This window comes from Aeromicrobium wangtongii (genome assembly GCF_024584515.1).
GTDB classification, from domain to species: domain Bacteria; phylum Actinomycetota; class Actinomycetes; order Propionibacteriales; family Nocardioidaceae; genus Aeromicrobium; species Aeromicrobium wangtongii.
Window position 1 is genome coordinate 2,959,762 of the sequence record NZ_CP102173.1, and the last position, 13,913, is coordinate 2,973,674.

Here is a 13,913-nt window from a genome sequence, read left to right on the forward strand (position 1 = left end):
GCGGCTACTGGCCGAGCGGGAAGGCCCGCTGCGGGACCCAGCCCGATTCCTGCTCGTGGTGGTACAGCGCGAACTCGGTGACGGTGAACTGGCACTCGAAGTCACGCAGGTCCTCATAGGCGCGGTCGAGGCTCGCATCGTCCAGGTTGTGCGCCACCGTGACGTGCGGATGGAACGGGAACTCCGGCTCCGCGCCGCCGATCGCGGTGCGCACGCACCGGGCCAGCATCTCGGTGTAGGAGATGCCCTGGCTGACCGCGACGAACACCACGGGCGAGACCGGGCGGAACGTCCCGGTCCCCCGCAGCCGCATCGGGAACGGCGGCAGCGTCGCCGAGGCCCGGTCCAGCGCCGCGCAGACCGCCTCGAGCTGGTCGTCCTCGACCTCCGTGGGCGGGATCAGCGTGACGTGGCTGGGCACCGTCTCGGCCATCGGGTCGCCGAACTCGGCGCGCTTCTCGCGCAGCTGCGTGCCATAGGGATCCGGGACCGGGATGGCGACGCCGATCGTCGTCATGCCTGGATGCCCCGGACGAATCCGGAGCGCTCGTACACCAGCTCGAGCGTCTTCGAGGCGACCTCACGGGCCTGGAGGGCGCCCTGCGCGAGGATCCGGTCGAGCTCCCCGCGGTCGTCCAGCAGCTCGCGGGTCCGGTTGCCGAACGACTCGACGAAGTCGGCGACCAGATCGGCCAGTGCGACCTTGAGGTGGCCGTACTGCTGACCCTCGTACTGCTTGACGATGCTGTCGATGGGCTGGTCGGTCAGCGCCGAGTAGATCGACAACAGGTTCGCGATGCCGGGCTTGCCGGTCGGGTCCCAGGTGATCTCGCTGCCGGAGTCGGTCACCGCCGAGCGGATCTTCTTGGTGACCTGCTTGCGCGAGTCCAGCAGCGAGACGACGCCATTGGGCGACAGCGAGGACTTGCTCATCTTCGCGGTCGGGTCCTGGAGGTCGTAGATCTTGGCCGTCGCCTTGACGATGTGCGCCTCGGGCACGACGAACGTCTCGCCGAAGCGGTGGTTGAAGCGCTGCGCGAGGTTGCGGGTCAGCTCGACGTGCTGGCGCTGGTCCTCGCCGACGGGCACCCGGTCGGCCTGGTAGATCAAGATGTCGGCGGCCATCAGGATCGGATAGGTGAACAGGCCGACGCTGGCGGAGTCGGAGCCGTTCTTGGCCGACTTGTCCTTGAACTGCGTCATGCGGCTGGCCTCGCCGAAACCGGTGATCCCGCCCAGGATCCAGGCCAGCTGGGCGTGCTCGGGCACGTGGCTCTGGACGAACAGCGCGCTGCGCGACGGGTCGACGCCGGCGGCCAGCAGCTGGGCGGCGGCGATGTATGTCCGCTCGCGCAGCTGGGCGGGGTCGTACTCGACCGTGATCGCGTGCAGATCGGGGATGAAGTAGAACGCCTCGAACTCGTCCTGCAGGGCGACCCACTGCTTGAACGCCCCGAAGTAGTTGCCCAGGTGGTACGAGTCAGCCGTGGGCTGGGCCCCGGACAGCACGCGTGGTCGGCGGTCGGCAGGCATGCCCTCCATTCTGCCAGCCATGCTGCGAGGGCCCGCCGTGAGGCCGGAGCCTATGGTGGAGTGGTGACTGACGTGTGCCGGTGGGACGTGCCAGGCCGGGTGAACCTGATCGGTGAGCACCTGGACTACAACGGGGGTCCGGTGCTCCCGCTCGCGATCGACCGATCGGTGACGGTCAAGGCCCGTTCACGCAATGACGGGGTCGTCAATGTCTGGAGCGATCTGCCCGGCGCCGCGAAGGTCTCCTTCCCCGTCGGCGTCCAGCCCGGTGAGGTCGACGGGTGGGCGACCTACGTGGCCGGGACGGTGTGGAGCCTGGCCGAACGTGGGCACCCGATCCCCGGCGCGGACCTGGTCATCGAGTCGCGGCTGCCATCGGGTGCCGGGCTCTCGTCCTCGGCCGCGACGACGTGCGGTGTCGCGTCGGCCCTGAACGACCTGTTCGGCTTCGGTCTGGACATCACGACGATCGCCCTGGTCGCGCAAGGTTCGGAGTCCGGTTTCGTCGGCGCCCCCGTCGGCCTGATGGACCAGCTGGCCGTGCTGCACGGGTCCGCCGACCACGCGCTGCTGATCGACACCGCGGTCACCCCGCACACGGTCACGCCGGTCGCGCTCGGCTGGGAGGCCGACGGGCTCGTCCTGGCCGTCATCGCCACCGGCGCCCATCACTCGCTGGCCGACGGCGAGTACGCCGCCCGCCGTGAGGAGTGCGAGCGGGCCGCCGCCGAGCTGGGCCTGGAGTGGCTGGCGCAGGCCGGCCTCGACGCGACCGTCCGCCTCGAGGACGAGACGCTCAAGGCCCGCACCCGCCACGTGCTCACCGAGACCGCCCGCGTGCGGGGCGCCGTCAACGCGATCAGCCGCCGCGCGTGGGAACAGCTCGGCACGATCCTCACCGCGTCCCACGCCTCGCTGCGGGATGACTTCCAGGTCAGCTGCCCCGAGCTGGACGTCGCCGTGGAGGCGGCCCTCGAGGCCGGCGCGCTCGGCGCCCGCATGACCGGCGGCGGATTCGGCGGCAGCGCGATCGCCCTGGTCGCCCCCGAGCAGGTCCAGGCGCTGCGGGAGCGGGTCGAGGCCCGGTACGAGGCCCGTCAGTGGGGACGTCCGGAGGTCTTCGTCGTGCACGCCGCCGACGGTGCCCACCGGGTGCCGGACCCAGGTGTCAAACTGGGCGGGTGACTTCTCGACGCATCGCCTACCAGGGTGAGCCCGGCGCCAACTCCGACATGGTGTGCAAGCGGCACTACCCCGACCGCGAGACGCTGCCGTGTGCCTCGTTCGAGGACGTGTTCGCCGCGGTCAGCAGCGGCGAGGCCGAGCTGGCGATGATCCCGATCGACAACTCGATCGCCGGCCGCGTGGCCGACATCCACCACTTCCTGCCCACGTCGGGCCTGCACATCATCGCCGAGCACTTCCTGCGCATCCAGTTCAGCCTGATGGGCGTGCGGGGGGCGACGATCGACCAGGTCAAGACGGTCCACAGCCACGTGCACGCCCTGGGTCAGTGCCGCAAGTTCATCAAGCAGCACGGTCTCACGACGGTCATCTCGGGTGACACCGCCGGCGCCGCCCGCGAGATCGCCGACGCCGGCGACCCCACCCAGGCCTCGATCTCGCCACCGCTGGCCGCCGAGATCTACGGTCTGGACGTGCTGGCGACCGACATCGAGGACGAGGAGCACAACACGACCCGCTTCGTCGTGCTGTCCCGCGAACCGCAGCGCGCGGACGCAGGATCCGGACCCGTCGTCACGAGCTTCATCTTCAACGTCCGCAACCTGCCCGCCGCTCTGTACAAGGCACTCGGCGGTTTCGCGACCAATGGCGTCAACATGACCAAGCTGGAGAGCTACATGGTGGGCGGGCAGTTCGCCGCGACGCAGTTCCTGGCCGAGGTCGACGGGCATCCGGACGATCTCCCGCTGTCCCGGGCACTGGAGGAGCTGGCCTTCTTCACCACCGACGTCCGCATCCTCGGGGTGTACCCGGCCGACGCGTCCCGCTCCTCCCGGTCGTGAGGTGGCCGCTCACCGTTCCCGTCCTCAGTGACGGTGTGGTGACGCTGCGCGCCCATGCACCGCAGGACGTGGACCCCATGGTCGAGATGGCGGTCGATCCGCAGATGGTGCGGTGGACCGCGATCCCGACGCCGTACACGCGCGACATGAGCGAGCAGTTCGCCTTCGCCGCGATGCCGCGCGGCTGGGAGACCGGGTCCCACCGCGGCTGGGCGATCGAGGCGACCGACGACGACGGACGATCGCGCTTCGCCGGCAACATCGACATCCGCAACAAGCCCATCGCCGACATCGGCTTCGCGCTGCACCCGTGGGCCCGGGGCCGCGGCATCATGGCGCGCGCCGTTCGCCTGGCGGTGGACTGGTCACTGACCGAGGGAGGCGTCGAGATCGTCCACTGGCGCTCCCACGTCGGCAACGAGGGCTCGCTGCGGGTCGCCCACGCCACCGGTTTCACCCTGCACGGACTGGTGCCCGGCATGCTCCTGGAGCGCGGAGCCGTCCTGGACGCGTGGACCGCCTCGATCCGGTTCGGTGACGCGCCGTTCGCCCGGACCGCGTGGGCGGAGTCGGCGGTCCTGGAGTCGGACCGACTGCGGCTGCGCCCGTTCACCGGCGCCGACGTCCCCCGCATCGTCGAGGCGTGCAGCGATCCGCTGAGCCGGCACTTCCTGGCCGCGCTCCCCCACCCGTACACCGCCGCGACCGCTCGCGCGTACCTCGACGACTGCGTGTGGCAGGCCGCGACGGGCGCCAAGGCGACATGGGCGATCGCGGACCGCACCACCGACGAGCTGCTGGGCAACATCTCGGTGATGGACATGCTGGGGGTCAGTGCCGAGCACGGAGAGATCGGGTACTGGCTGCACCCGGACGCGCGCGGGCGCGGCGTGATGACCGAGGCCGTCCGCACGGTCATCAGGCACGCCTTCTCCCCCGATGGCCTCGACCGACGCCGGCTGGTGCTGTACGCCGCCGTCGACAACCCGGCCAGCAACGCCGTCGCGGTCGCCGCGGGCTTCGACCTGTACGGCACCCAGCGGGTCGCCGAACGTCTCGGCGACGGCTCCTACGACGATCTGAACGGGTACGAGCTGATCCGCTGACGGCTGCGCGACGGCCTCATCGCGAGCCTGGAGATCTGAGCCGCACCCGACTGTCGGCCCAGGACGGTAACGTCCAAACGTCGAGGTCTGGCCCGGGCCCGCTCGCAACGCGGTCAGACTCCACGCAGCTCATCACCCGCATCGAGAACAGGACGTCCCATGGCAAGCACATCTGCGGTGAGCACCGAGCTGCCACCGGACTACAGGCCCTGGCCGGCGCTCTGGGCCATGGTCATCGGATTCTTCATGATCCTGGTCGACAACACGATCGTGTCGGTCGCGACGCCGGCGATCCGCGATGACCTGCGCACCGACTACAACAGCGTCATCTGGGTCACCAGCGCCTATCTGCTGGCGTACGCGGTGCCGCTGCTGGTCACCGGCCGCCTCGGGGACCGCTTCGGCCCCAAGAACATCTACCTCGTCGGCCTCGCGATCTTCACCCTCGCCTCGCTGTGGTGCGGCCTGACCGACTCGATCGAGATGCTGATCGTCGCCCGCGTGGTCCAGGGCTTCGGGGCCGCACTCATCACCCCGCAGACCATGGCGGTCATCACCCGCACGTTCGCACCGGCCAACCGCGGCGCTGCGATGGCGCTGTGGGGCGCGACCGCCGGTGTCGCGACCCTCGTCGGACCGATCCTCGGCGGCGTCCTGGTCGACAGCCTCGGCTGGGAGTGGATCTTCATCATCAACGTGCCGGTCGGCATCATCGGGTTCGTCCTGGCCGTCCGGCTGGTGCCGGCACTGCCCACCCACACCCACACCTTCGACTGGCTCGGCGTGGTGCTGAGCGGCGTCGGCGTCTTCCTGGTGGTGTTCGGCATCCAGGAGGGAGAGAAGTACGACTGGGGCCGGATCACCGGCCTCGTCAGCGTCCCGCTGCTCATCGCGCTGGGGGTGATCGTCTTCGCCGCCTTCATCTGGTGGCAGGCCCGCATCAAGGCCGAGCCCCTCGTCCCGCTCGGGCTGTTCCGCGACCGCAACTTCTCGCTCGGCAACGGTGGCATCGCCCTGGTGTCGCTGGCGATCACGGCGATGTCGCTGCCGTTCTTCTTCTACGCCCAGGGCGTGCGGGGCTGGAGCCCGACCGAGTCGGCGCTGCTCATGGCGCCCATGGCGGTCATGCTGATGGTCCTGTCGCCGTTCGTCGGCAAGCTGGTCGACCGCATCCATCCCCGCAACATCACGATCGTCGGGTTCGGCACGGCCGCGATCGCGATGACCTGGCTGTCCCAGCTCATCGCCCCCGACACACCGGTCTGGCAGCTGTGCCTGCCGATGGCGCTGTTCGGCATCTCGAACGCCTGCCTGTGGGCTCCGCTGAGCGCCACCACGACCCGCAACCTGCCGATGGCCTCGGCGGGCTCGGGAGCCGGGGTGTTCAACACGACCCGCCAGATCGGTGCGGTGCTGGGCAGCGCGGCGATCGCCGCCCTCATCCAGGCCCGGCTCACGGCCCACGGCCTGGAGGGCGCGACCGAGGCCGGACAGGGCTCCGGCCCGATGCCGGCGCCCGTGCAGACGGCCTTCTCCGAGGCGATGGGTCAGACCCTCTACCTGCCGGTGGCGGCGTTCGTGGTCGGCCTGGTCCTGGTCCTGTTCCTGGCCAGACCGACCCACGCGCGCCCCGGCTCGTAGCGCACCGTCTCACCATCCGAGGCAACTTCTCGCATCCTGAGACCCGATTTCTGAGGCTCGTTTTCTGCCTACGTTGAGGTTCGAGCACGCACGGTGGCGTGTCCGGATCCGAGGCAGGAACCATGAAGATCTTCTCCCGCAGGAAGGTGGCCACGGCCATCGCAGTGGCGCTGAGCGCGGCGGTCCTGTCCGCCTGCGGTGGCGGCGCGTCGGGCAGCGACGGTGCGCAGCTGTCGCTCGTGGGCTTCGCGGTGCCGAAGGCCGGCAACAACGCCGCACAGAAGGCCTTCGCCGCGACCGACGAGGGCAAGGGCACGACGTGGAAGGAGTCGTACGGCGCCTCCGGCGACCAGAGCCGCGCCGTGGCCGGCGGCCTCAAGGCCGACTACGTGCACTTCTCGGTGACCCCGGACGTGACCCGTCTGGTCGACGCCGGGCTCGTGGCCAAGGACTGGAACGCCGGCCCCAACAAGGGCATCGTGACCGACTCGGTGGTCGTCTTGGTGACCCGCAAGGGCAACCCCAAGAACATCACCGGCTGGGACGACCTGGTCAAGCCCGGCATCGGCGTCGTCACTCCCAACCCCGGGTCGTCGGGAGCCGCCCGCTGGAACATCCTGGCCGCCTACCAGCACGCGATCGGCGAGGGCGGCAGCGAGCAGGATGCGTCCGACTTCCTGGCGAAGCTGTTCAAGAACGTCAAGGCCCTGCCCGGCAGCGGTCGTGACGCCACGACCGCCTTCCAGGGTGGCACGGGCGACGTCCTGATCTCCTACGAGAACGAGGCCATCCTGGCCCGTCAGAACGGCGAGGAGATCGACTACGTGGTCCCGGCCGACACGCTGAAGATCGAGAACCCCGCCGCCGTCACGACCAAGGCCGATCCCCAGGCCAAGGCGTTCTTGGACTTCGTGCTGACCAAGGCCGGCCAGCAGCAGTACGTCTCCAAGGGCTTCCGCCCGCTCGAGTCCGTGGAGGGCGTCGAGGTCGGCACGGTCAAGGGGGCCAACGACGAGTCCGATCCCTTCCCCACCCCCGAGAAGCTGTTCACGATCGACGGCGACCTCGGCGGCTGGGAGGCCATCAACAAGAAGTTCTTCGACGAGAACGACGGCATCATCACCAAGCTGCTGGCGGAGTCCGGCAAGTCGTGACGGTCGACGCTCCCCTCGCTCCGGGCGCCGCGCGCAGGCGCCGCGCCCGGAGCACGACCTCGCTGACGCGATCCTCGGGCCTCGGCCTGGGGCTCGCGCTGACGTGGTTCAGCCTGCTCGTCCTGATCCCCCTCGCCCTGGTCGTCATCCAGTCGATCGACGGCGGATGGGAGACCTTCCGCCAGACCCTGACCAATCCGCAGACCGCCGCGGCCCTGCGCCTCACCGTCAGCCAGGCGCTGATCGTCACCCTGATCAACGTGGTGATGGGCACCGTCATCGCGTGGGTGCTGGTGCGTGACGACTTCCCCGGCAAGCGCCTGCTCGAGGTCGTCATCGACATCCCGTTCGCCCTGCCGACGATCGTCGCGGGACTCGTCCTGCTGAGCCTGTACGGCCCCGGCAGCCCGCTGGGGGTCAATGTCGCCAACACCGAGCGGTCGGTCTTCCTGGCCCTGTTGTTCGTGACCCTGCCCTTCGTCGTCCGCACCGTGCAGCCCGTGCTGATGGAGCTGGACCGCGATGTCGAGGAGGCGGCCGCGTCGCTCGGCGCGAGCCGCTTCACGACGCTGCGGCGCATCATCCTTCCGAGCCTCGCCCCGGCCATCACCGCGGGCGCGGCCTTGTCCTTCGCCCGCGGCATCAGCGAGTACGGCTCGCTGGTGCTCCTGTCGGGCAACCTGCCGATGAAGACCGAGGTCGCGTCCGTGCGCATCCTGACCTACATCGAGAACGGCAACGAGGCCGCCGCGGCATCGGTCGCCGTGATCCTGCTGCTCGTCGCGCTGGGCGCGATCATCGTGCTGCAGGTGCTGTCCTCGTGGGTGGCACGACGTGGCTAGCCGTCGCGCGCAGCCCAAGACCGCGGGCACGTACGTCCGGCGCCTGCTGGTCATCGGCTACCTGTTCCTGCTGGTCATCTGGCCGGTCGCGCTCGTGGTGCAGAAGACGTTCGAGGGCGGCCTGGACAACCTCCGGACGGCTCTGACCGATCCGGTCGTGACCGATGCGCTGCAGCTGACGGTCGTCGTGGCCCTGTGGGCCGTGGCGATCAACACCGTGTTCGGCATCGTCATCTCGCTGCTGCTGGTGCGCCACGAGTTCCGTGGCCGAGGGGTGCTGTCGGCACTGATCGACCTGCCTCTGTCGGTCTCCCCCGTCGTCGTCGGCCTGGCCCTGCTGCTGGCGTACGGCGGCACCAACGGGACGTTCGGGCCCGCGCTCGAGGACGTCGGCCTGCAGGTCGCCTTCGCGACACCGGGCATCGTCATGGCCACGGCGTTCGTCAGCCTGCCGCTGGTCATCCGTGAGATCGTCCCGGTGCTGCAGGAGATCGGCACCGAGCAGGAGCAGGCGGCCAAGAGTCTCGGGGCCGGTGGCTGGCAGACGTTCTGGCGCATCACGCTGCCCTCGATCAAGTGGGCGCTGGTCTACGGCGTCGTGCTGAGCCTGGCCCGGTCGCTGGGCGAGTTCGGCGCGGTCAAGATCGTGTCGGGCAACGTGGCCCAGCAGACCCAGACCGCGACCCTGGTCGTGGAGCAGAAGTACCAGGACTTCGAGCAGGGATCGGCGTACGCGACCTCCTTCCTGCTCGCTCTGATCGCGGTCGCGGCGCTCGTCGTCGTGACCATCCTTCGACCCAAGGACGACACTGATGGGGATTGAGATCCGCGGCGTCAACAAGAACTTCGGCGACTTCACCGCGCTGCAGGACATCGACCTGAGCATCCCCAGCGGACAGCTCACGGCCCTGCTCGGGCCCAGCGGCGGCGGCAAGTCGACGCTGCTGCGCATCATCGCCGGGCTCGAGTCGTCCGACAGCGGCACGATCGAGATCGAGGGCCTGGACGCCACCGGGCTGCCGGCCCAGAAGCGCAACGTCGGCTTCGTCTTCCAGCACTACGCCGCGTTCAAGCACATGACCGTGCACAAGAACGTCGCCTTCGGCCTGGAGATCCGCAAGAAGCCCAAGGCCGAGGTCAACAAGCGCGTCACCGAGCTGCTCGAGCTGGTCCACCTCGATCATCTCGCGCACCGACTGCCCTCTCAGCTGTCCGGTGGTCAGCGCCAGCGCATGGCCCTGGCCCGCGCCCTCGCGATCGAGCCGAGCGTCCTGCTGCTCGACGAGCCCTTCGGCGCGCTGGACGCCAAGGTCCGCAAGGAGCTGCGCGAGTGGCTGCGCCGGCTCCACGACGAGGTGCACGTGACGACCGTGTTCGTGACGCACGACCAGGAGGAGGCGCTGGAGGTCTCCGACAACCTGGTCGTCATCAACGAGGGACGCATCGAGCAGATCGGCACCCCCGACGATCTCTACGATCGTCCGGCCAGCGAGTTCGTCCTGTCGTTCCTCGGCCCGGTCACCCGGCTGGGCGACAAGCTGATCCGTCCGCACGACATCGACATCACGCGCTACGAGCACGCCGCGACGACATCCGGTCGCATCACCCGGTGGACGCGGGTCGGCTTCGAGATCCGGCTGGAGGTGACGCCCGACGACGTCCGGCACCCCGATCCCGTCCAGGTCACCGTGACGCGCACCGAGGCCACCGCGCTGCAGCTGCACGAGGGCGCCCTGGTGTGGCTGCGTCCGCGGGCGGGCGCGGAGGCGGTCGTCGGCTGATCCGTCCCGCCGGCTCAGACTCGCTGAGCCGCACCGCCGGCGGAACGGGAGCGGCGCTGGGCGGCCAGGCCGACGGCGAAGATCGCAGCGCCCACCAGGGACAGGACGACCCCGACCCAGGCGGTCGCGCGGTAGCCGTGGCCGGCGGTGATGATCACCGAGCCGAGGAAGGCGCCCAGGCCGTTGGCCAGGTTCAGCGCGGAGTGGTTGAGAGCGGCGCCGAGCATCTGGGCGTCGCCCGCGGCGTCCATCAGGCGGATCTGCAGCGTGATGGCCACGACCGAGCCGAGGACGCCGACCAGCAGCACCAGGAGCAGCGCCGGCACGACATAGGGCACCGAGACGTAGAAGACCACCAGCACGATGGCCGTGGCCAAGAAACCGAACAGCACCGAGCGCTCGACGTTCCAGTCGGCCAGGATGCCCGCGGCCCACGAACCGAGCACGGAGCCGGCGCCGTAGGCCAGCGTGAACGCCGCGATCCACGAGTCCGACAGGTCCATCTCCTTGGTGACGATGGGCGCGATGTAGCTGTACATCGCGAACAGCCCACCGAAGCCGATCATGCCGGCCGATACCGCGAACAGCACCTGCGGCTGCTTCAGCGCAACCAGCTCACCGCGCAGCGACGCCTCCGCGTTGGCGGGCGAGTGCGGCACGAACAGGTAGATCATGGCCGCTGCGGCGATCGTGATGATCAGCACCGCCCAGTAGGCGCTGCGCCAGCCCAGCGTCTGCCCCAGGATCGTGCTGGCCGGGACACCGGCGACCGTCGCGACGGACAGGCCCAGCATGACCGAGCTGACCGCCCGGCCCTTCAGCTCGGGCCGCACGAGGGAGGCCGCCAGCAGCGAGGCGACGCCGAAGTAGGCGCCGTGCGGGAGACCGGCGACGAAGCGCGCCAGCATGACCGGCAGGTAGCCGCTGGCGACCGCCGTGATCGCGTTGCCGACGCCCAGCGCGAGGATCAGCCCGATCGCGAGCCCCTTCTTGGGCAGGCGTGCGCCCAGCGACACGATGATCGGGGCACCCACGACCACGCCGAACGCGTACGCGGTGATGATGTGACCGGTCTCGGCATTCGTGCGACCGATGCCGTCGGCGATCTCCTCCAGCAGGCCCATCGTCATGAACTCGGTGGTGCCGATGGCGAATCCGCCCAGCGCCAGGGCCAGCAACGCGAATGCCACGTGCCGCGTGCGGGCAGGAGCAATGTCGGTGACAGTCACACTCTGGTTCAAGCCGGGCGCGCGGCGGGTTGTTCCGGGGCGTACCTGCGACCTGGGTCACGCGGTCAGCTGCTCGGCACCGCGCGGGCCGCTCTTCAGTGCATTCACGTGTGGGGGGCGGGCGCCCCCGAGAGAACTGCGCCCGCACCGTTTCAGAGACGGTGGGCGGCGATCCATGACGCGAACCGCTGCGGTGTGCAGGGCGCCGGACGCAGACGAGGCCCCGCCCCCGTGGGGCGAGACCTCGTCGGGTCAGCTGCGGTCGATCACACCAGGCGCGACGACAGGTCCTTCAGCACCGCGGTGAACGTGCCGGAGGGACGCATGACGGCGTTGACCTTCTCGCTGTCGGGGTGGAAGTAGCCACCGATGTCAGCCGGGCTGCCCTGCACTGCGAGCAGCTCGTCGACGATCTTCTGCTCGTTCGAGGCCAGATCGCCTGCGACGTCGGCGAAGGCTGCCGCGAGATCGGCGTCCTGCGTCTGCTTCGCCAGCTCCTGGGCCCAGTAGAGCGCCAGGTAGAAGTGGCTGCCGCGGTTGTCGATCGTGCCGAGCTTGCGTCCGGGCGACTTGTTCTCGTCCAGGAACGTGCCCGTGGCCCGGTCGAGCGTGTCGGCCAGGATCTGCGCCCGGGCGTTGCCGGTCGTCGTGGCCATGTGCTCGAAGCTCGAGGCCAGCGCCAGGAACTCGCCCAGGCTGTCCCAGCGCAGGTAGTTCTCCTTGACCAGCTGCTGCACGTGCTTCGGCGCCGAGCCGCCGGCACCGGTCTCGAACAGCCCGCCACCGTTGATGAGCGGGACGATCGACAGCATCTTGGCGCTGGTGCCGAGCTCGAGGATCGGGAACAGGTCGGTGTTGTAGTCACGCAGCACGTTGCCGGTCACCGAGATGGTGTCCTCACCCTTGCGGATGCGGTCGACCGAGTACTTCGTCGCGTCGGCGGGCGACATGATCTCGATCGTCAGGCCGCTCGTGTCGTGCTCGGGCAGGTACGCCTTGACCTTCTCGATCAGGTTGCGGTCGTGCGCGCGGGTCTCGTCGAGCCAGAAGACGGCCGGCGTCTCCGACGCGCGGGCGCGGGTCACGGCGAGCTTGACCCAGTCGCGGATCGGGACGTCCTTGGTCTGGCAGGCGCGCCAGATGTCGCCCTGCTCGACCTGGTGCTCGATCAGCACGGTGCCGTCGGCGTCGACGACCTGGACCGTACCGGCCGACGCGATCTCGAAGGTCTTGTCGTGGCTGCCGTACTCCTCGGCCGCCTGGGCCATGAGGCCGACGTTGGGGACCGTGCCCATCGTGGTCGGGTCGTACGCGCCGTTGGCGCGGCAGTCGTCGATGACCGTCTGGTAGACGCTCGCGTACGAGCTGTCGGGGATGACCGCGAGCGTGTCGGCCTCGTTGCCCTCGGCGTCCCACATGTGGCCCGACGTGCGGATCATGGCCGGCATCGACGCATCGACGATGACGTCGCTGGGCACGTGCAGGTTCGTGATGCCCTTGTCGGAGTCGACCATCGCCAGGGCCGGGCCGTCGGCCAGTCCCTGCTCGAAGGCGGCCTTGATCGCAGGCCCGTTGGGCAGCTTGTCCAGACCGGCCAGGATGCCGCCCAGGCCGTTGCTGGCGCTGAGGCCGGCGGCCTCCAGGTCGGCGCCGTACTGCTCGAACACGGCCGGGAAGAACGCCTTGACGACGTGACCGAAGATGATCGGGTCGGAGACCTTCATCATCGTGGCCTTCAGGTGCACCGAGAACAGGACACCCTCGTCCTTGGCGCGGGCGACCTGGGCCTTGAGGAACTCGTCGAGCGCCGCGGCGCTCATGACCGTGCCGTCGACGATCTCGCCGGCGAGGACGTCGAACGCCGGCTTCAGCTCGGTCGTCGTGCCGTCGGTGGCGACGTGCTGGATCGAGATCTGCGTGTCGGAGTCGATGACGACCGACTTCTCGTTCGAGCGGAAGTCGTCCTGCCCCATCGTGGCGACGTTGGTCTTGGAGTCGCTGCTCCACGCACCCATCGAGTGCGGGTGCTTGCGCGCGTAGTTCTTGACCGATGCGGGGGCGCGACGATCGGAGTTGCCCTCACGCAGCACGGGGTTGACGGCGCTGCCCTTGACCTTGTCGTAGCGGGCGCGGACCTCCTTGTCGGCGTCCGTCTGCGGATCGTCCGGGTAGTCCGGCAGGTCGTAGCCCTGCGACTGCAGCTCGGCGATCGCGGCCTTCAGCTGCGGCACCGAGGCGCTGATGTTGGGCAGCTTGATGATGTTGGCCTCGGGCGTCTTGGCGAGCTCGCCGAGCTCGGCCAGCGCGTCGCCGACCTGCTGCTCGGGGGTCAGGCGGTCACCGAACAGGGCGATGATGCGACCCGACAGCGAGATGTCGCGAGTCTCGACCTCGACGCCGGCCGTCGAGGCATACGCCTCGATGACGGGAAGGAACGAGTAGGTCGCCAGCGCGGGCGCCTCGTCGGTGTGGGTGTAGATGATCTTGGCCATGAGTGCGGCAGCTCCTACGTGTGGATGCCCGGAAAAAAGTTGTTTGACATCAAGATAACCCACTGCGCACCCGACGGCGCCGCCCGTCCGTCGCCCCGTGGCACACAG

General features: G+C 69.4%; 12 protein-coding genes. 8 read left to right on the plus strand and 4 right to left on the minus strand.

Translation table 11 applies throughout. The annotated features are described in order from the left end of the window. Window positions 1-4 precede the first annotated feature (4 nt). The gene (locus NQV15_RS14505) at window positions 5-517 is read right to left on the minus strand and encodes a 2'-5' RNA ligase family protein (RefSeq protein WP_232401111.1); all 513 of its coding nucleotides are present in this window, start codon (window positions 515-517) and stop codon (window positions 5-7) included. Next, window positions 514-1,542 (minus strand): tryptophan--tRNA ligase, encoded by a 1,029-nt coding sequence (gene trpS / locus NQV15_RS14510; RefSeq protein ID WP_232402068.1) that lies wholly within the window; start codon window positions 1,540-1,542, stop codon window positions 514-516. The genes NQV15_RS14505 and trpS overlap by 4 nt, the downstream gene beginning before the upstream one ends. 54 nt (window positions 1,543-1,596) lie before the next feature. On the opposite strand from trpS, the gene galK reads away from it, so the two are divergent. The 8 genes from galK to NQV15_RS14550 all read left to right on the plus strand — a co-directional run bounded on the left by galK (window position 1,597) and on the right by NQV15_RS14550 (window position 10,084). Then, window positions 1,597-2,718: a galactokinase gene (galK, locus tag NQV15_RS14515; protein WP_232401095.1), complete on the plus strand. Its 1,122-nt coding sequence runs from the start codon at window positions 1,597-1,599 to the stop codon at window positions 2,716-2,718. Beyond that, the gene (locus NQV15_RS14520) at window positions 2,715-3,560 is read left to right on the plus strand and encodes a prephenate dehydratase (protein ID WP_257125060.1); all 846 of its coding nucleotides are present in this window, start codon (window positions 2,715-2,717) and stop codon (window positions 3,558-3,560) included. Before galK ends, NQV15_RS14520 begins: the two co-directional genes overlap by 4 nt. Beyond that, window positions 3,557-4,666: a GNAT family N-acetyltransferase gene (locus tag NQV15_RS14525; RefSeq protein ID WP_232401093.1), complete on the plus strand. Its 1,110-nt coding sequence runs from the start codon at window positions 3,557-3,559 to the stop codon at window positions 4,664-4,666. The genes NQV15_RS14520 and NQV15_RS14525 overlap by 4 nt, the downstream gene beginning before the upstream one ends. A gap of 159 nt (window positions 4,667-4,825) precedes the next feature. Continuing rightward, a complete protein-coding gene (locus NQV15_RS14530; RefSeq protein ID WP_232401091.1) occupies window positions 4,826-6,307 on the plus strand; it encodes a DHA2 family efflux MFS transporter permease subunit in 1,482 nt (493 codons plus the stop codon). 122 nt (window positions 6,308-6,429) lie between these two features. Further along, window positions 6,430-7,461 carry a sulfate ABC transporter substrate-binding protein gene (locus NQV15_RS14535; protein ID WP_232401089.1) on the plus strand — a complete coding sequence of 344 codons (1,032 nt, stop codon included), beginning with the start codon at window positions 6,430-6,432 and terminating at the stop codon, window positions 7,459-7,461. Continuing rightward, window positions 7,458-8,303 (plus strand): sulfate ABC transporter permease subunit CysT, encoded by an 846-nt coding sequence (cysT, locus tag NQV15_RS14540; RefSeq protein ID WP_232401087.1) that lies wholly within the window; start codon window positions 7,458-7,460, stop codon window positions 8,301-8,303. Before NQV15_RS14535 ends, cysT begins: the two co-directional genes overlap by 4 nt. Next, on the plus strand, window positions 8,296-9,126 hold the full coding sequence (locus NQV15_RS14545; RefSeq protein WP_232401085.1) for a sulfate ABC transporter permease: 831 nt from the start codon (window positions 8,296-8,298) through the stop codon (window positions 9,124-9,126). The genes cysT and NQV15_RS14545 overlap by 8 nt, the downstream gene beginning before the upstream one ends. After that, window positions 9,116-10,084, plus strand: a complete 969-nt coding sequence (locus tag NQV15_RS14550; protein WP_232401083.1) for a sulfate/molybdate ABC transporter ATP-binding protein — start codon at window positions 9,116-9,118, stop codon at window positions 10,082-10,084. Before NQV15_RS14545 ends, NQV15_RS14550 begins: the two co-directional genes overlap by 11 nt. A 14-nt stretch (window positions 10,085-10,098) precedes the next feature. Here NQV15_RS14550 and NQV15_RS14555 read toward each other — a convergent pair whose 3' ends face one another. Continuing rightward, window positions 10,099-11,274: an MFS transporter gene (locus NQV15_RS14555; protein WP_232401081.1), complete on the minus strand. Its 1,176-nt coding sequence runs from the start codon at window positions 11,272-11,274 to the stop codon at window positions 10,099-10,101. A gap of 305 nt (window positions 11,275-11,579) precedes the next feature. After that, the gene (locus NQV15_RS14560) at window positions 11,580-13,805 is read right to left on the minus strand and encodes an NADP-dependent isocitrate dehydrogenase (protein ID WP_232401079.1); all 2,226 of its coding nucleotides are present in this window, start codon (window positions 13,803-13,805) and stop codon (window positions 11,580-11,582) included. Between the last annotated feature and the right edge of the window lie 108 nt (window positions 13,806-13,913).

What these genes read in the sequence shown, in the direction of transcription:
- NQV15_RS14505 (WP_232401111.1), bottom strand. Translation starts at nt 517, where the DNA reads ATGACGACGATCGGCGTCGCCATCCCGGTCCCGGATCCCTATGGCACG.
- trpS (WP_232402068.1), bottom strand. Translation starts at nt 1,542, where the DNA reads ATGGAGGGCATGCCTGCCGACCGCCGACCACGCGTGCTGTCCGGGGCC.
- NQV15_RS14530 (WP_232401091.1), top strand. Translation starts at nt 4,826, where the DNA reads ATGGCAAGCACATCTGCGGTGAGCACCGAGCTGCCACCGGACTACAGG.
- NQV15_RS14535 (WP_232401089.1), top strand. Translation starts at nt 6,430, where the DNA reads ATGAAGATCTTCTCCCGCAGGAAGGTGGCCACGGCCATCGCAGTGGCG.
- NQV15_RS14550 (WP_232401083.1), top strand. Translation starts at nt 9,116, where the DNA reads ATGGGGATTGAGATCCGCGGCGTCAACAAGAACTTCGGCGACTTCACC.
- NQV15_RS14560 (WP_232401079.1), bottom strand. Translation starts at nt 13,805, where the DNA reads ATGGCCAAGATCATCTACACCCACACCGACGAGGCGCCCGCGCTGGCG.